Source organism: Kitasatospora fiedleri (assembly GCF_948472415.1).
GTDB classification, from domain to species: Bacteria; Actinomycetota; Actinomycetes; order Streptomycetales; family Streptomycetaceae; genus Kitasatospora; species Kitasatospora fiedleri.
The window spans coordinates 2,458,277-2,474,768 of sequence record NZ_OX419519.1 but is presented as its reverse complement, the minus strand read 5'-3'; the positions used below and the strand labels follow the sequence as shown (position 1 = coordinate 2,474,768).

At 74.6% G+C, this 16,492-nt stretch carries 11 protein-coding genes, 3 tRNA genes and 1 pseudogene; 9 read left to right on the top strand and 6 right to left on the bottom strand.

The window, feature by feature from the left end; translation table 11 throughout:
* Nucleotides 1-60: 60 nt before the first annotated feature.
* Both dnaG and QMQ26_RS11585 read left to right on the top strand, forming a co-directional pair.
* Entirely contained in the window at nucleotides 61-1,977 is a 1,917-nt protein-coding gene (gene dnaG / locus QMQ26_RS11590) for a DNA primase (RefSeq protein ID WP_282205653.1), read from the top strand.
* Between the two features lie 145 nt (nucleotides 1,978-2,122).
* Nucleotides 2,123-3,301, top strand: a complete 1,179-nt coding sequence (locus QMQ26_RS11585) for an RNA polymerase sigma factor (RefSeq protein WP_282205652.1) — start codon at nucleotides 2,123-2,125, stop codon at nucleotides 3,299-3,301.
* A 102-nt stretch (nucleotides 3,302-3,403) separates the two neighbouring features.
* On the opposite strand, the gene QMQ26_RS11580 is transcribed toward QMQ26_RS11585, so the two are convergent.
* From QMQ26_RS11580 to QMQ26_RS11570, 3 genes and pseudogenes are all read right to left on the bottom strand, one after another.
* On the bottom strand, nucleotides 3,404-4,810 hold the full coding sequence (locus QMQ26_RS11580) for a glutamate decarboxylase (protein ID WP_100838460.1): 1,407 nt from the start codon (nucleotides 4,808-4,810) through the stop codon (nucleotides 3,404-3,406).
* A gap of 113 nt (nucleotides 4,811-4,923) precedes the next feature.
* A pseudogene (locus QMQ26_RS11575) lies at nucleotides 4,924-6,362 on the bottom strand (FGGY family carbohydrate kinase).
* Between the two features lie 138 nt (nucleotides 6,363-6,500).
* Nucleotides 6,501-6,794, bottom strand: a complete 294-nt coding sequence (locus QMQ26_RS11570) for a hypothetical protein (protein WP_100836058.1) — start codon at nucleotides 6,792-6,794, stop codon at nucleotides 6,501-6,503.
* A gap of 334 nt (nucleotides 6,795-7,128) precedes the next feature.
* Here QMQ26_RS11570 and QMQ26_RS11565 point away from each other — a divergent pair.
* Together QMQ26_RS11565 and QMQ26_RS11560 are read left to right on the top strand one after the other, a co-directional pair.
* Nucleotides 7,129-7,201, top strand: a tRNA-Asn gene (locus tag QMQ26_RS11565).
* A 5-nt stretch (nucleotides 7,202-7,206) separates the two neighbouring features.
* Nucleotides 7,207-7,279: transfer RNA gene (locus tag QMQ26_RS11560), tRNA-Asn, on the top strand.
* A 128-nt stretch (nucleotides 7,280-7,407) separates the two neighbouring features.
* Here the strand turns inward: QMQ26_RS11560 and QMQ26_RS11555 are convergent.
* Nucleotides 7,408-8,253, bottom strand: a complete 846-nt coding sequence (locus QMQ26_RS11555; RefSeq protein ID WP_282205651.1) for a trypsin-like serine peptidase — start codon at nucleotides 8,251-8,253, stop codon at nucleotides 7,408-7,410.
* An 813-nt stretch (nucleotides 8,254-9,066) separates the two neighbouring features.
* Between QMQ26_RS11555 and QMQ26_RS11550 the strand changes: the two genes are divergently transcribed.
* From QMQ26_RS11550 to QMQ26_RS11535, 4 genes are all read left to right on the top strand, one after another.
* Nucleotides 9,067-9,140 (top strand) — tRNA-Ile (locus QMQ26_RS11550).
* Between the two features lie 593 nt (nucleotides 9,141-9,733).
* Nucleotides 9,734-10,411 (top strand): ankyrin repeat domain-containing protein, encoded by a 678-nt coding sequence (locus QMQ26_RS11545; protein WP_282206494.1) that lies wholly within the window; start codon nucleotides 9,734-9,736, stop codon nucleotides 10,409-10,411.
* Nucleotides 10,411-11,643 carry a YncE family protein gene (locus tag QMQ26_RS11540; protein ID WP_282205650.1) on the top strand — a complete coding sequence of 411 codons (1,233 nt, stop codon included), beginning with the start codon at nucleotides 10,411-10,413 and terminating at the stop codon, nucleotides 11,641-11,643. Before QMQ26_RS11545 ends, QMQ26_RS11540 begins: the two co-directional genes overlap by 1 nt.
* A 200-nt stretch (nucleotides 11,644-11,843) precedes the next feature.
* On the top strand, nucleotides 11,844-12,737 hold the full coding sequence (locus QMQ26_RS11535; RefSeq protein WP_282205649.1) for a 1-aminocyclopropane-1-carboxylate deaminase/D-cysteine desulfhydrase: 894 nt from the start codon (nucleotides 11,844-11,846) through the stop codon (nucleotides 12,735-12,737).
* Between the two features lie 122 nt (nucleotides 12,738-12,859).
* Here the strand turns inward: QMQ26_RS11535 and QMQ26_RS11530 are convergent, their stop codons facing one another.
* Together QMQ26_RS11530 and QMQ26_RS11525 are read right to left on the bottom strand one after the other, a co-directional pair.
* A complete protein-coding gene (locus tag QMQ26_RS11530) occupies nucleotides 12,860-14,470 on the bottom strand; it encodes an LCP family protein (protein ID WP_282205648.1) in 1,611 nt (536 codons plus the stop codon).
* 249 nt (nucleotides 14,471-14,719) lie between these two features.
* Nucleotides 14,720-15,247, bottom strand: coding sequence for a MarR family winged helix-turn-helix transcriptional regulator (locus QMQ26_RS11525; protein WP_100836055.1), 528 nt, complete (start codon nucleotides 15,245-15,247; stop codon nucleotides 14,720-14,722).
* Between the two features lie 91 nt (nucleotides 15,248-15,338).
* Between QMQ26_RS11525 and QMQ26_RS11520 the strand changes: the two genes are divergently transcribed.
* On the top strand, nucleotides 15,339-16,367 hold the full coding sequence (locus QMQ26_RS11520) for an NADP-dependent oxidoreductase (protein WP_282205647.1): 1,029 nt from the start codon (nucleotides 15,339-15,341) through the stop codon (nucleotides 16,365-16,367).
* Nucleotides 16,368-16,492 lie beyond the last annotated feature (125 nt).

The window sequence follows — 16,492 nt, the reverse complement described above, 5'->3', positions numbered from 1 at the left end:
GGCCGGCGGCCCCGGGACGGGAGCCCCGGAGTGTCAGTCCCGCTCCCGTAGACTTCCCGGGTGGCCGGTCGGATCAGGGACGAGGATGTGCAGGCGGTGCGCGCCGCCCTGCCGATCGACGCCGTGGTCGGCGACTACGTGCAGCTGGCGGCCGGTGGCGGCGCGCAGCTGAAGGGCGTCTGCCCGTTCCACGACGAGAAGTCGGCGTCCTTCTACGTGCACCCGGGCAAGGGCGTCTTCCACTGCTTCGGCTGCGGCGAGTCCGGCGACACGATCACCTTCCTGATGAAGATCGAGCACTGCTCGTTCGCGGAGGCGGTCGAGCGGATGGCCGCCCAGGCGGGCGTCACCCTGCGCTACGAGGAGGGCGGCTACAGCCCGCGCCACCAGCAGGGCGAGCGGACCAGGCTGGTCGAGGCGCACAAGGTGGCCGCCGCCTGGTTCCAGGAGCAACTGGCCACGCCCGAGGCGGAGATCGGCCGTCGCTTCCTGGCCGAGCGGGGCTTCGACGAGGCCGCCGCCAAGCACTTCGGGGTGGGCTACGCCCCGGTCGGCTGGGAGCACCTGGTGCGCTTCCTGCGCGGTCGCGGCTTCACCGACAAGGAGATCTCGGTCGGCGGCCTGGCCTCGCAGGGCCAGCGCGGCGGCCTGATTGACCGCTTCCGGGGCCGCCTGGTCTGGCCGATCCGGGACAGCTCGGGCGACGTCGTCGGCTTCGGCGCGCGCCGGCTGCGCGAGGACGACAACGGCCCGAAGTACCTGAACACCCCCGAGACGCCGCTCTACAAGAAGTCGAACGTCCTGTACGGCATCGACCTGGCCCGCAAGGAGATCGCCAAGTCCGGCCGGGCGGTGGTGGTCGAGGGCTACACCGACGTGATGGCCTGCCACCTGGCGGGCGTCACCACGGCGGTGGCCACCTGCGGCACCGCCTTCGGCGAGGACCACATCAAGATCATCCGTCGGCTGCTGATGGACACCACCTCCACCGCGGGCTACCGCGGCGAGACGGTCTTCACCTTCGACGGCGACGCGGCCGGTCAGAAGGCCGCCCTGCGCGCCTTCGAGGACGACCAGAAGTTCGCCGCCCGCACCTCCATCGCCATCACCCCGGGCGGCATGGACCCGTGCGAACTGCGCCTGGCCCAGGGCGACGAGGCGGTCCGCGCCCTGGTGGACAACCCCGTCCCACTGTTCGAGTTCGCGCTCCGCTCCGCCGTCGCCCGGCACCGGGTGGACACCGCGGAGGGCCGGGCCGCCGCCCTGGAGGAGGCCGCCGGGATCATCGTCAAGATCAAGGACCGCTCGATCCAGCACGAGTACGCCGTCCAACTGGCCGGCATGGTCGGCATCCTGGACGAGCGCTTCGTGGTCAACCGGATCGCCCAGCTGGCCCGCTGGCAGCGCGAGAACCAGCAGAGCGGCCCGCAGCGCACGCTGCGCCGCCCCGACGCCGCCCCGCAGCCTGTCCGCCCGGAGCGGCCGGTCTTCCGGCTCAACCCGCGCGACCCGGCCCAGTTCGTCGAACGCGAACTGCTCAAGCTCGCCCTCCAGCACCCCGACCTGGTCAGCCCGGCCTTCGACCAGTACGGCGAGGACGAGTTCCCCACCCCGCCCTATCGGGCCGTCCGCCGCGCGATCGGCCAGGTCGGCGGCACCGCGTACGGCGCGAGCCTGCCCGACTTCACCGCCGCCGTCCGCGAGGCCAGTCCGGACGACCAGGTGCGCGGCCTGGTCACCGAACTGACCGTCGAGCCGATCCGCTCCCGCCGCAAGGCCGACCAGCTGTACGCGGGGGAGTTCCTGGTCAAGCTGCGGCTGCAGGCCGTGGACCGCCGGATCGACGAGGTCCGCGCCCACCTGCGCCGGCTCGGCGACCGGGCCACCGCCGAGGAGCAGCACCCGGTGCAGAGCGAGCTGTGGGCCCTGCAGCAGTACAGCCAGCAGCTCCGTTCCCGCGGCGCCGCCGCGCTCTGACCCGGCGTCGACTCGCGGCACCCGCAGGTCCGACGGGTGCCGTTCGGCCACCTCGCGGCCGCTCGCAGGTGCCCGGGCCCGCCGCGCTGGGTATCCCCTCGGGTGTGGCGCGGCAACCCCCATGCCGCGCGCGGCCCCTGGAGGGATGCCCGTGGAGCTTTCCGTTGCCCGCCCGGCCCAGACCGCCCCAGCCCGGGACGCCGCGATCCCGCCCCAGCCCGGCCCGCCCGGCCCCGAGCTCACCATCGTGCCCGCCCCCGACCCGGACACCGGCTCCACCGACGAGGAACCCACCCCGACCGCTGACGGCCTCCTCCCCGAGGAGCCCGCCGCCGGTGAGCCCGCCCTCGAGGAGCCCGCCGTCGAGGAACTCGCCGACGAGCCGCCGGAACCCGCGCTGGACGAGGGCACCGGCCCGGCCGCCGACCTGCTGCGCCAGTACCTGCGCGAGATCGGCCGGATCAGGCTGCTCACCGCCGTCGAGGAGGTGGAGCTGGCCCGCGCCATCGAGGCCGGCCTGTTCGCGGAGGAGGCGCTGAACCGCGTCCCGGACGCCGACGAGCGCCTGCTCGGCGACCTGGACCGGCTGGTGGTGCTGGGCCGGATCGCCAAGCGCCGCCTGATCGAGGCCAACCTGCGGCTGGTCGTCTCGGTCGCCAAGCGCCACGTCGGTCGCGGCCTGACCCTGCTCGACCTGGTCCAGGAGGGGAACCTGGGCCTGATCCGGGCGGTGGAGAAGTTCGACTACGCGCGCGGCTACAAGTTCTCCACCTACGCCACCTGGTGGATCCGCCAGGCGATGAGCCGCGCCCTCGCCGACCAGGCCCGCACCATCCGGGTGCCGGTGCACGTCGTGGAGCTGATCAACCGGGTGCTGCGGGTGCAGCGCTCGATGCTGCAGGAGCACGGCGTGGAGCCGACCGCCGCCGAGGTCGGGGCGGCGCTGCAACTGTCGCCGGAGCGGGTCCGGGAGATCCGCCGGCTGGCCCAGGAGCCGGTCTCCCTGCACACCCCGGTCGGCGCGGAGGACGACATCGCCCTCGGCGACCTGATCGAGGACGCCGACGCCGCCTCCCCGGCGGAGAGCGCCGCCTTCCTGCTGCTGCGCGAGCACCTGGAGGCGGTGCTGGCCACCCTCGGCGAGCGCGAGCGCCAGGTGGTCCAGCTCCGCTACGGCCTCGACGACGGCCGCCCCCGCACCCTGGAGGAGATCGGCCACCTGTTCGGGGTGACCCGGGAGCGAATCCGCCAGATCGAGGCGAAGACGCTCGGCAAGCTCCGCGACCACGCCTTCGCCGACCAGCTCCGCGGCTACCTCGACTGACGCCCGACGGCCCGGCCGCGCCACAGCGCCGACGAGCCGTCGAGCGGACGCGCACCCGCACCCGCACCCCGCTTCGAGCAGGACCGGGCCGGGCCGCGGGTCTCAGTGGTGGAACCCGCTGCGCGGCGGCATTCCCAGCGCGCTGAGCGGCGCGGGCTGGCGCTCCAGCTCGGGCAGCAGCCGCCGCAGGTCGGCCAGCAGCAGGTCCGCCAGGTCCCGGGTGAACCCGTTGCGGCACACCACCCGCAGCACCGCCAGGTCGGTCCGCCCCTCCGGGAAGGTGTACGCGGGCACCTGCCAGCCGCGTTCGCGCAGCCGCCGCGAGACGTCGAACACGTCGAACGGGCAGTCGTCGACGGTGGTGAACGCGAACACCGGCAGCTGGTCGCCCCTGGTGATCATCCGGAACGGCCCGAGCCCGGCGATCTCCTCGGCCAGGTACCCGGCGACGTCCCGGCAGGCCTGCTGGATCGCGTGGTACCCGCCGAACCCGAGCCGCAGGAACGCGTAGTACTGGGCGACCACCTCGGCGCCCGGCCGGGAGAAGTTGAGCGCGAAGGTCGGCATCTCGCCGCCCAGGTAGTTGACCTTGAACACCAGCTCCTCGGGCAGCGCCGCCCCGTCCCGCCACAGCGCCCAGCCGACCCCCGGGTACACCAGCCCGTACTTGTGCCCGCTGGTGTTGATCGAGGCCACCCGGGGCAGCCGGAAGTCCCAGACCAGCTCCGGGTCCAGGAACGGCGCCACCATGCCGCCCGACGCCCCGTCCACGTGCACCGGCACGTCCAGCCCAGTGCGCTGCTGGAACGCGTCCAGGGCGGCGCAGATCTCGGCGATCGGCTCGTACGAGCCGTCGAAGGTGGAGCCGAGGATGCCGACCACGCCGATGGTGTTCTCGTCGCAGTGCGCCACCGCCTCCTCGGCGCTCAGGTGGAAGCGGTCGCCCGCCATCGGGACGAGTCGCGCCTCGACCTCCCAGAAGTTGCAGAACTTCTCCCAGCAGACCTGCACGTTGACGCCCATCACCAGGTTCGGCCGGGCCCCGGCGGCGTACCGGTCGGCGTGGCGGGTCGTCCAGCGCCGCTTGAGCGCCATCCCGGCGAGCATGCACGCCTCGCTGGAGCCGGTGGTCGAGCAGCCCACCGCGGCCGACGGGTCGGGCGCGTGCCACAGGTCGGCGAGGATCGCCACGCAGCGCCGCTCCAGTTCGGCGGTCTGCGGGTACTCGTCCTTGTCGATCATGTTCTTGTCGGAGCACTCGGCCATCAGCCGGTCCGCGTGCTCGTCCATCTGGGTGGTGACGAAGGTCGCCAGGTTGAGCTTGGCGTTGCCGTCCAGCATCAGCTCGTCGTGGATCAACTGGTAGGCGACGTCCGGCGGGATCGGCACCCGGGGCAGTTGGTGCAGCGCCGGTGCCAGCTGCATCGCGCCCAGCGGGTCGGTCAGCGCGTGCAGCGGGCTGACCGGCAGTGTGCGGTCGTCCTCGCCCTGTCCCTTGTGCAGCGCCATGGCGAACCGTCCCTCCACTCGTGGAACCTCCACGGTGGCACCGGCCCGCCACCCGCGCACGTCCGCCCGCGCACGTCCCGCCCGCGGCGGGGTCGAAGCGCGGCCGGGGCGGGTCAGGAGGCGGCGGTCTCCGGGTGGTACTGCTCGCGCACCGCCGCGAACTGCTGGCGCACCGCGCCGCCGACCGCCAGGTCGTGCTCCTGGTCGGGGGCGAGCACGGTGAGGTCGGGCAGCTCCCAGTGCGGGGGCTCGGGCGTCCCGGCGAGCGCCCAGGCGGCCTGCCGGGCCGCTCCGCGCGCCGCGTGGTCGCCGCCCGGCGGGGGCACCACCACGGGCAGGCCGAACAGCTGCGGCGCGATCTGCTGCACGGCGGGCAGCCGCCCGGCCGTCCCCAGCAGGAACACCCGGTTCACCGCCACCCCGTGCCCGCGCAGCACGTCCAGCGCCTCCGCCAGGTTGCACAGCATGCCCTCGACGGCGGCCCGCGCCACGTGCTGCGGCGCCATCGACTCGGCCCGCAGCCCGGTCAGGGTGCCCGCCGCGTGCGGCAGCTTCGGGGTCCGCTCGCCGTCCAGGTAGGGCAGGAAGACCATCCCGTACGCGCCGGGCGAGGACTGCAGGGCCAGTTCGGACAGGCCCGCCGGGTCGGTGCCGAGCATCGCGGCGGTGGAGCGCAGCACCTGCGCGGCGTTCAGGGTGGCCACCATCGGCAGGTGCCGGCCGGTGGCGTCCGCGAACGAGGAGACCAGGCCGGACGGGTCGACCACCGCCCGGTCGTGCACCGCGAAGATCGTGCCGTTGCCGCCCAGCGACACCACCGCGTCGCCCGGGCCCAGCCCGAGGCCCAGCGAAGCGGCCATGTTCTCCCCGGTGCCGGCCGAGATCAGCAGCCCCTCGGGGGTGTGCCCGGCGGGCTCGGCCGGGCCGAGCACGTCCGGGAGGTTCAGCTCGTGGCCGAGCGCCAGCTTGACCAGGTCCTGCCGGTACTCGCCGGTGATCGGCGACCAGTAGCCGGTGCCGGAGGCGTCGCCGCGGTCCGTGGTGCGCCGCCGGGCCCCGCCCAGCAGCTGGGAGACCAGCCAGTCGTGCGGCAGCAGCACCTCGGCGATCCGCTGCGCCGACACCGGTTCGAACTCGGCCAACCAGCGCAGCTTGGCGATGGTGTACGTGGGGCCCGGCACCGCGCCGATCGCCTCCACCCAGGGCTGCGGGCCGCCCAGCGCGTCCAGCAGCGCGGCCGCCGAACCCGCCGAGCGGGGGTCGTTCCACAGCAGGGCCGGGCGCACCAGCACGCCGCCCGCGTCCAGCCCGATCAGCCCGTGCTGCTGGGCGGAGACCCCGATCGCCCGGACCCCCTCCAGCAGGCCCCGGCGGCGGCGTCGCCCAGCGAGTGCAGCCAGTTCTGCGGGTCGACCTCGGTGCTTCTGGCGTCCTCGCCCTCCGGCAGCGGGTGCGGAGCCCGGCCCTGCCGCAGCACGGCGCCGGTGTCGGCGTCGCACGCGACGATCCGGGTGCGAGTGGTGGAGCTGTCGATGCCCGCGACGATGGCCATGCCGAGATCATGCCGCAGTCGACGGCCGGGGCGGGACCGACTGCCGCAAGTGTTGCCCAGTCGGTACCGGAACCACCCCGTCCGGCGACCGTCCGCCCCAGCTCAGCGGGGCTCCCCGGCTCAGTGGGGCTCCCCGGCTCAGGGGCGTACGGTGCCCCAGCCGTCGTCCTCGCCGTGCTGCTTGGCGAAGTACGGCACGCGCTCGGTCAGCGCGTTCGGCAGCTTCTCGCCGACCTTGTCGGCGACCGCCCCGGCGGCCTTCCCGGCCACCGCGCCGGCCTGCTGCTTGGCCTTCTCCGCCGCGTCCTGCACCCGCGGGTTGTCCCGCACGTGCCGGGCCGCGCCGGCCAGCTGTTCGTAGCGCTCGCGCCCGGCCCGGGTGCCGAGGACGTACCCGATCCCGAGACCCACCAACAACGACACCTTCCACATGCCCTGGTTCCACCCTTCGTCGCCGCGCGATTGTGTGCCGCGTCTACCCGTCCGGCCGGGCCGTGAACCACCCTTCCGGTGGCGGGTCCGGGTCGGCCGGAGCCGCCGTGCACCAGCATCCCCGTCCGCACCGCGGGGCGCGCGCGGGGCGCGCCGGACCGGGCGGGGCGCGGGCGGCCCCGGGGCGGGGGAGCGGGCGGCCCCGGGGCGGGCGGGCGGGCCGGGCAAAGCGATTGGCGGAACACCCCCCTGAGTGCGCTAATGTATGTCCCGCAGCGAGCACCGTGGGCCCCGGAGCGATCCGGAGACCGGGGTGGGCGAGGCGGAAGCACGATCCTCCATAGCTCAATTGGCAGAGCAGCCGACTGTTAATCGGCAGGTTATTGGTTCGAGTCCAATTGGAGGAGCGCGGTCCCCCATAGCTCAATTGGCAGAGCAGCCGACTGTTAATCGGCAGGTTATTGGTTCGAGTCCAATTGGGGGAGCTTCACCGGAAGTCGCGGTGATCGGTACAGAGCGAGGGCCCTTCGGCGATGCCGAGGGGCCCTTGTGTTTCCCGGCCGGGAGTCCGGTCCGGCCGTCGCCGGAGCGGACTCCCGGAGCCCGCCCCGGCTCAGCCGGAGGCCCGGCGGTACAGGTCGGTGACGTGCGCGTCGAAGGCCACGCTGTACGAGGTGTCCGGGCTGATCCCGCCCTCCTGGTGGCCCCCTATCACCCCGACCACCTGGCCCGCGTCGGTGACCCACGGGCTGCCGCTGGTGCCGTTGGTGAACCCGGCGCAGTCGAAGCGCTGCTGGGTGGCGCCGTACGAGGAGGTGCGGGCCCGGCAGGTGATCGGGGCCTCGTCCTCGTTGGGGTAGCCGGTGACGGTGACGTCCAGCCCGGAGCCGAGGCCGACGGCGAGCGCGTCGGCGCCCACCGCGTCCTCGACCTGCTCGCCGTCGAGCGCCCCGACGGCCAGGAAGGCGACATCGTGGTCCTCGTCCTGCCCGGCCTCCCAGGCCGGGTCGACGGTCACCTCGGTGACCGGCCACGTCCCGTGCGGGGCCCGGCCGTCCCGGTAGCCGGGGACGAACACCAGGCCGTCGGTCCGGACGCCGCCGGGGGCCGCGCAGTGGGCGGCGGTGACCAGCAGGTTCCGGCCTGGGCTGTGCACCACCCCGGCGGTGCAGGCGCGGGCGCCGTCGGGGCCGCCGACGAACAGCGCGCCGACCCGGTCGGCGGCCGGACCGGCGGCGGCGGGACGGGCGACGGCCTGCCCCTGCTGCCCGTCGCCGGCCTGCTCGGCGGAGCCGCAACCGGCCGCGGTCGCGGCCAGCAGCAGCGCCAGCGCGCCGACGGCCGCGGCCGGGAACGCGCCGGGTCCGGGGAGGTGCGCGACACCGTCGCTCCCTTCCGCTCGGCGGCCCGCCCGGGATGCCGGGCGGGTGGTCCCAGCAAGATCTACCAGGGGCCGCACGGACCGGGCAACCGAGGCCCGGCGGCCGTCCTCCCGGCACCCGGGCGGGGCCCGACGCGGCGTCACGAGCCGTCGGCCGCCTGCTGGTGGAGCGTTCGGCCCCGGCCACCGCAGCAGTTGCGGCAGGAGGTGTCGGCGGTGTTGCCGCCCCCCGGTAGCCGCTGATCGCGCTGGTCGCGCCGACCACGGCACCGGCGTGGGACTTCGGGCGATCCACGGCCGGGCGGGGCTCTGTCCGGGTGTCGGGTGGCCCTCACCGCCGAGGTGCAGCCCCGGTCGGTGCCGGGCCGGTTGCCGCCCGGCGCTTCCCTCACTCCCGCACCTGCCATCCGTCCTGCGGCCGGGTGGTGGCGAAGACCGCGTCCAGGTCCTGGCCGCCGCCGCGTCGCCAGGACGAGGGGAGGACGCGGCAGCCGGGCGATCGCGGATAGGCCGTACCCGGTGGCGGCCGGGGTCGGGGCCGCCGCCCGCGCCGTTCCCGTTCCCGCTCGTGCTCGTGCTCGGGCCGATCCGACGGTCGAGCATCACCTGCCACCGGACGGTCCGTCATCGCCGTTCCGCCGGCGCCGTCCGCAGCCCCGGGCAGCTCCGCTGCGCCGGGTGTCGACGGGGTGGCCCGGGGCACCGGGCCGGGCGGGCGTGGCCCGCTGCCGGGGCAGGTCCGGCGGCGTGGAGGGGTGGCGGACCGGCCCTACTCGGATGCGCCCCCGGCGCGCACCACGGGTGATCGACCGGCTATGCTGCCGGGGGCGGCCCTGAGGGGCCGTCTGCTGCTGCCAGGACCGCATCGTCGGCCCCGGCGGGTCGAGTCGGGGGGCGGTAGCTCAGCCGGTTAGAGCAGGGGACTCATAATCCCTTGGTCGTGGGTTCGAGTCCCACCCGCCCTACCTCGGCCGCTGACGGACAGTCAGCCGGTGGGGTCCCCTGACCAGGCGAAACGCCTGACGTGCCACGCAAACTTTAGAGCATCGACCCGCTGCGCGGCCTCTTCCGCGCCGAAGTTCACCCGCTAGTGAGACAACCGGCGAAACGCTGACGAGGCCCGCGGCCCTCTGGGACCCGCGGGCCTCGCCGTTTCCGGCCCCCGCCGACCAGCGCCCGGGGCCGTGGGCCGGACTCCGAGCGGAAGGGACTCGCCATTCCCTGGGTATCCCGCGGGCCCGGGTCCGGAAGCCGTCCGGGCCGCGCGGGGAGACTCCCTGACCGGGTGTCGGGTGGCTCGACCGGCCACGGGCTCCTCCGGCGGGCTCCGAGGCGCTGAGCTGCGGCGATGTGGACGGACGCGGCTGCGCATCGACCGATCGGATGATGCGGGGGTCCACCGGAACGCTCGCCGGGTCGAGCCGGTTCGCCGACGAAGTGGGGCCGGGGGCGGGGCAAATATGGAGTCAGGACGTCGACTGCCCCGCCCCCACCCGCCGCCCCGCATCTGTTGAGGCGCTCCGTGCCGTACCTGCCGCTCCTCAGGAGGAGGACCGTGATCACCGCCCACGACCAACGCCTGCTCACCGCCGCGCACACCGGCGATCTCGACGCCGCCCGGGCCGCCCTCGCGGCGGGCGCCGACCCGGAGGCCCGCGATTCGCACGGGCGGACGCCGCTGCTGCTGGCGGCGCTCGCCGGCCGGGTACCCGTCGCCGAACTGCTGGTCGCCGCCGGGGCGGACCCGGACGCGCAGGACGAGCGGGAGGACAGCCCCTGGCTGGTCACCGGCGTCACCGGCAGCGTGCCGATGATGCGCGCCCTGCTGCCCGCCGGGCCGGACTTCGGGCTGACCAACCGGTTCGGCGGGGTGAGCCTGATACCCGCCGCCGAGCGCGGCCACGTCGCCTACGTGCGGGCCGTGCTGGCGGAGACCGACATCGACGTCGACCACGTCAACCGACTGGGCTGGACGGCCCTGCTGGAGGCCGTGATCCTCGGCGACGGCGGCAGCGCGCATGCCGAGGTCGTCCGGCTGCTGCTCGCCGCGGGCGCGGACCCGGGGCTCGCTGACACCGACGGCGTGACCCCGCTGCGGCACGCCGAACGGCGCGGTTTCGGCGTCCTCGCCGAACTGCTCCGGAAGGCCGAGGCCGAGGCCGGGCCCGGAGCCGAAACTCGGGCCGGGACCCGGGCCGGAGCCCGGAACGAACGGGAGAACGGAGGAACCGGATGATGACCACCCGCCGCAGGCGCACCTGCCGTACCGTTCGCACCTGCCGCACCTGCCGCACCTGCCGCACCTGCCGCACCTGCGGTACCGGCGGTACCGGCGGTACCGGTCGCACCGGCCCACTGCTGCGGCTGCTGCTGGCGGCCGTGCCGGTCCTGGCCCTCCTGCTGGCCGGCTGCGCCGACCCGGACGGCGACGGTGCGGCCGGAGCCCACGCCGCGCCCGCCCCCGCCGCCGCCGCGCGATCGGCCGACGCGGCGCCGACCCCGGCCGGGACGCTGCTGGTGGCCGACTTCGGGGCCGACACCGCGACCTTCGTCGACCCGGCGCGCGGAGCGGTCGGCTCGGTGCGGATCGGCACGGCGCCGTACGCGGTGGCGGTCGGGCCGGACGGGCGGGCCTGGGTGAGCACCGCGGAGGGCGTCGCCGAGATCGACACCCGGGCGCGCACGCTGCTCCGGAGCATCCCGTATCGCAGCTGGGCCGGGCCCGCGGGTACGGGCGAGTACCGGGGCGGTGGCATGGGTCTGGCCCTGTCGCCCGACGGCACCCGGCTGTACGTCGGCGTGAACATACCGGGAGGCGACGGCGTGCTGGAGGTCATCGACACCGCGAAGGGCGAGGTCACCGGCGTGGCCCCGATCGGTCGGCGCCCCTTCGACGTCGACGTCTCGCCGGACGGGAGGGAGGTCTACGCGACCGGCCACGACTCCTTCGACGTGACGGTGGTCGCGGCGGACGGCCTGGCCACCCGCCGGGTCCAGGTCGCGCCCTACGGCACCGAGGGCGGGCTCGGCTCCTGGCTGAAACCGCACTACGCGGCGGTCCGGCCGGGCGACGGCAGACTGCTGCTCCCCTTCGAGGGCGAGCGCCTCGCCGTGGTCGACCCGGCCACCGGCCGGGTCGCCATCGAGCCGATGACCGCCGACACCCATCAGCACGGCGTCACCATCGCTCCGGACGGACGCCTGCTGGTGGTCGGCTCCGGCCCGATCACCAAGGACGACCGGGGCCCCAGCCTGACGGTCCGCAACCCCGACGGCAGCGAACGGATCTACCCACTCGGCATCCCGCACGAGAACGTGGCGCTCTCGGCGGACGGACGCACGGCCTACGTCACCGGGGGCTTCACCCGGGACGGCTCCTGGGACGGAATCACCCTGGTCGACCTCGACAGCGGCGCCACCCACCGGGTGCAGGCCGGCCACCGACCACTGGGGGTGGCGGTGCTCTGACGGTCCGGCAGTCGGCGAGGGGGAGCAGCGGAGGGAGAGCGGGACAGGATCGAGCGGTCGAGCGGTACCCGGCGGGAGAGAGGTGGAGCGGTGGAGGGCGGATGAGGTCCGGCCGCCGGACGGCGAAGGGTGCCGGGCGGTGCCGGACCGCCGGGCGGCGCTCCGGTGGGCTGCCGGGAGGCAGGCTCTAGGGTGGGCGGATGCTTTCCGCCGCTGTCCTGCCCACGCCGTTGATGCCGATCGACGATCCGGAGTTCACCGCCGCGGGCGCGGAGTTGTGGCTCAAGCGGGACGACCTGGCGCATCCGACGGTGCCCGGCAACAAGTGGCGCAAGCTCGCGCCGAACCTGGAGCGGGCGGTCGCGGAGGGAGCCCGGGGGCTGCTCACCTACGGCGGGGCGTACTCCACGCACGTGCGGGCGGTGGCGGCGGCTGCGGGCGGGCTCGGGTTGGCCAGTGTCGGGGTGATCCGCGGGGCGGAACTCGCCGGGCAGCCGCGCAACTGGTCGCTGGCGCGGGCCGAACGGGACGGGATGGTGCTGGAGTTCGTCGAGCGTTCCGTCTACCGGGCGGTGGCGGGCGGTCGGGCTGAGCGGCGGGCGGGGTACTACGTGCTGCCCGAGGGCGGCTCCAACGGCCTTGCCGTGCGCGGTGCCGCGGTGATCGCCGGTGAACTCACCGACCAGCTAACGGACTTCGGCTCGCGGGATGTGGTGTGCTGCGCGGTCGGCACCGGTGGCACGCTGGCCGGGATCGCGGCGGGGCTGCCGGCGGGGCCGCAGGCGCTCGGGGTGGCGGTGCTGCGCGGGGAGGGCTACCTGGAGGACGAGGTGACGGCGCTGCACCGGTCCGGCTACGGGCGGGAGTTCGCCAACTGGCGGCTGGTCCACGGCTGGCACGGCGGCGGCTACGGGCGGGTGCCCCCGGAGCTGGAACGATTCGCCGGCTGGTTCGAGGCCGCGTACGGGGTGCCGGTGGAGCGCCGGTACGTGGCGAAGGCGCTGTGGGCGGCGTACGGACTGCTGCGGGCGGGCGAGTTGCGGGGGCGCCGGGTGACGGTGGTGGTGACGGGGGTTCCCGACCCGGCGCCGTGAGGGCGTGCGGCGGGGTAGGGCAGCGGGGTGACACGATCAGGGCCCGCCCGCCCAGTCCCCGGATCGGGCCTCGGGAACGGACGGGCAGCGGACGGGCAGCGGACGGGCGAGCAGGCGGCCGGTCAGCCGAAGTTAAGGTCGCTGCAGAGGTCGGTGTCGGCGGGGCGGGTGTTGTCGGTGATGCCGGACGGGATGGCGGTGGGCAGGGCGCTGGGCGAGGCGCTGCTGCCGGTACCGCCGGTGCCACCGGTACCGCCGATGCCGCCGGTGCCGGCGCTGCCGTCCGGGTCGGCGGCGTCGGGCCCGCCGAGGGTGTCGGCGCGGTCCTGGCCCAGGGTGAGGACGATGCCGTCGACGGGGCTGCTGCGCAGTTCGGCGCCGGGGTAGAGCCGGGCGAGCTGTTCGGCGGCGGACCGCAGGGAGGGGGCGTACTCGATCAGGGTGGTGCGGCGGGTCGGGGTATTGGCGCCGATGGTGATGTCGGTGTAGCCGCTGCCGCGCAGCGAGAGCGCGGTGCGGCCGGCCAGCCCGGCCGTCTTGGCGGCGTTGTGCACGGTGACGGGCACGTTCAGCGCCACGCCACCGGTGGCCGTCGCAGTGGCGGAGGGGGACGCGCCAGGGCTCGGCTCGCCGCTCGCGCCGGGGCTCGCGCTCACCCCCACCCCCGTGCCGGGGCTCGCGCTCGCGCCGGCCCCGCCGGTGGGGTGGCCGTCGAGGGTGCGGTCCTGGCGCAGCAGGCCCCACAGGATGCTCGCGTCGGGTTCGACCACGGCGACGCGGGCGCCCTGGAAGCGCCAGGGGAGGGTGACGAACTGGATGTCGGAGAGCTGGATGTCCTGGAGGGACTGGGCGAACTCGGCGAGCTTGTAGGGGGAGCCGAGTTCGGGGTCGACGGTCAGCGACTTGGTGGCGGCGTCGGCCAGCGGCAGCAGGGTGGTCAGGTCGAAGCCCTCGCCCTGCACCTTCTTGATCAGCGAGGACATGAAGGCCTGTTGGCGGAGCATCCGGCCGATGTCGGAGCTGTCGCCGAGGCCGTGCCGGGCCCGGACGTAGTCCACGGCCTGCTGCCCGGAGACGGTCTGCCGGCCCTTGGTGAGGTGGATGCCGTACGAGTCCACGTCGTTGGGGACGCAGACGTCCACGCCGCCGACGGCGCTGGTGATGGCGGCGAAGCCCTTGAAGTCGACCACCAGGGTGTGGTCGACCCGCAGGCCGGTCAGTGCCTCGACGGTGTTCTGCGTGCAGGCCGGGTTGCCGGCCTTGAACTCGCCGATGGTGAAGGCCGAGTTGAACATCTGGTTGGTCCGCTGCGGGCTCCACTTGCCGTCCGGCAGCAGGCAGGGCGGGACGGTGACCAGGGTGTCGCGCGGTATCGACACACCGACGGCGTGCTTGTGATCGGCGTACACGTGCAGCAGGATCGCGGTGTCGGAGTGGCCCACGCCCTCGTCGCCGCCGCCCAGCGAGCTGTTGCCGTCCTCGCGGGTGTCGGAACCGAGCAGCAGGATGTTGACCGGGCGTCCGCCGGTGGGCGCGGGCGTGGCGACCGGGGGGCGGCTGGAGGCGATGCCCTCGGGCGCGAAGGTCGTGATGTTGCGGTCCAGCCGCTGGTAGTACCAGGCACCGGCACCGGCCGCGGCGACGACGAGCGCGGCAGCGGTGGCGCCGAGCCCCCGGGCTATTCGGCGGCCGCGGGAACGGGTCGGGGCGGCCTTCGGCGTGGCGTCGGTCATCGGTCGGCGGTCTCTCTGCGCGCAGCGGCAACTGGTACCCGAGGGAAGGCACTCGGCTGATCCGCCGCACTGCGGATCGGCACTCGTCACTACTTGGACGGTTCGGCGAACGGAATGGTTACACGCGAACCATCTTTTTCGAGAATTTCTTCGATCCGCCGGAACCGGCCAGGTCAGCGGTGTCGTCCGGGCGCGGGGAGGAACGGCAGGGGGAGCATCGGCAGGAGGGTCCGGCGACCCCCGGCGGGCTCAGCCCGCCCGGCCGCCGGGGGAGGCGGGGCCGGGCGCGGAGGCCGGGCCGGGGGCGGTGCCGGACGTGGAGTCGAGCATCCGCCGCAGCAGGTCGCGCAGTTGCGCGCGCTCGTCGCCGTCGAGGGCGGCCAGCGGCTCGCGGGCGAAGTTCAGCGACTCGCGCAGTTCGGTGGAGGCGGAGCGGCCGGCCTCGGTGGCGACCACCAGCTTGACCCGGCGGTCCTGCGGGTCGGACTCGCGGGTGACGAAGCCGCGGCCCTCCAGCCGGTCGACGATTCCGGTGATGTTGGACGGCTCGCAGGAGAGGGTCTGGGCGATGTGCCGCATCGGCATCGGCCCGCGCCGGAGCAGGGCCAGCACCTTGGCCTGGGCGCCGGTGAGCGAGCGGGCGGCCGCGGCCTCCTCGTACTCGCGGTGGAAGAGCCCGACCAGGCGTGCCATCAGGTCGACGACCTCCAGCGTGATCGGGTCGGCGGCCGGGGTCCGCTCCGCCGTCATGGCCTGCTCCTCCTGCTGCTGCTCCATGCTTCCGAGTCTAGCTGAACATTTGACAACGTGAACCTTTCATCCTCACGATTGCTTTAGCCAGTGAATATTTCACCCTGAGGAGTAAATGATGACGGAGCAGGACGCCCTCCCCGCCACCGGCCGCGAGTGGCACCTGGCCGCCCGCCCGCAGGGCTGGCCCGTGCCCGGCGACTTCGCCCTGGTCGAGGCCCCGGTCCGGCGGCCCGAACCCGGCCGGATCACGGTGCGCAACGCCTACCTCTCGGTCGACCCTTACATGCGCGGCCGGATGAACGACGTGAAGTCCTACGTCCCGCCGTACGCGCTCGGCGCGCCGATGGACGGCGGCGCGGTCGGGTACGTGGTCGCCTCGGAAGCCGAGGGCTTCGCGGTCGGCGACGCGGTGCTGCACGGGCTCGGCTGGCGCGAGTACGCGACGCTGGACGCCGCGCACGCCGTCAAGGTGGACCCGGAGCTCGCCCCGCTCTCCGCCTACCTGGGCGTCCTGGGCATGCCGGGCCTGACCGCGTACGCCGGGCTGCTGGAGGTCGCCTCGTTCAAGGAGGGCGACACCGTGTTCGTCTCCGGCGCGGCCGGCGCGGTCGGCTCGCTGGTCGGGCAGATCGCCCGGCTCAAGGGCGCCGAGCGGGTCGTCGGCTCGGCCGGCTCGCCCGCGAAGGTCGCCGCCCTGGTCGAGCACTACGGCTTCGACGCGGCCTTCGACTACAAGGCCGGCCCGGTCGCCGAGCAGCTGGCCGCGGCCGCCCCCGAGGGCATCGACGTGTACTTCGACAACGTCGGCGGCGAGCACCTGGAGGCCGCGATCGGCGCGCTCAACCTGCACGGCCGGGTCACCCTGTGCGGCGCCATCGCCCAGTACAACGACACCGCCGCCCCCGCCGGCCCGCGCAACCTGGCGCTCGCCATCGGCAAGCGGCTGCGCCTGCAGGGCATGATCGTCGGCGACCACGCCGCGCTGCGCGGGCAGTTCCTCGCCGAGGTCGGCGGCTGGCTGCGGGAGGGCGCGCTGCGCTCCGACGAGACCGTGGTCGAGGGCGTGGAGAACGCCGTCGACGCCTTCCTCGGCATGCTGCGCGGCGCCAACACCGGAAAGATGGTGGTCAAGGTCGGCGCCTGACGCCGCGTCGGCTGCCGCACCGTCAGCACGCCCCCGCCGGAGCGCGATCCCCGGCGGGGGCGTGCGCGTGCGGCCGTTCGGGGAGCTGGGCGCTGCGGGGGTAGACCTCCCGGGCGGACCGACTA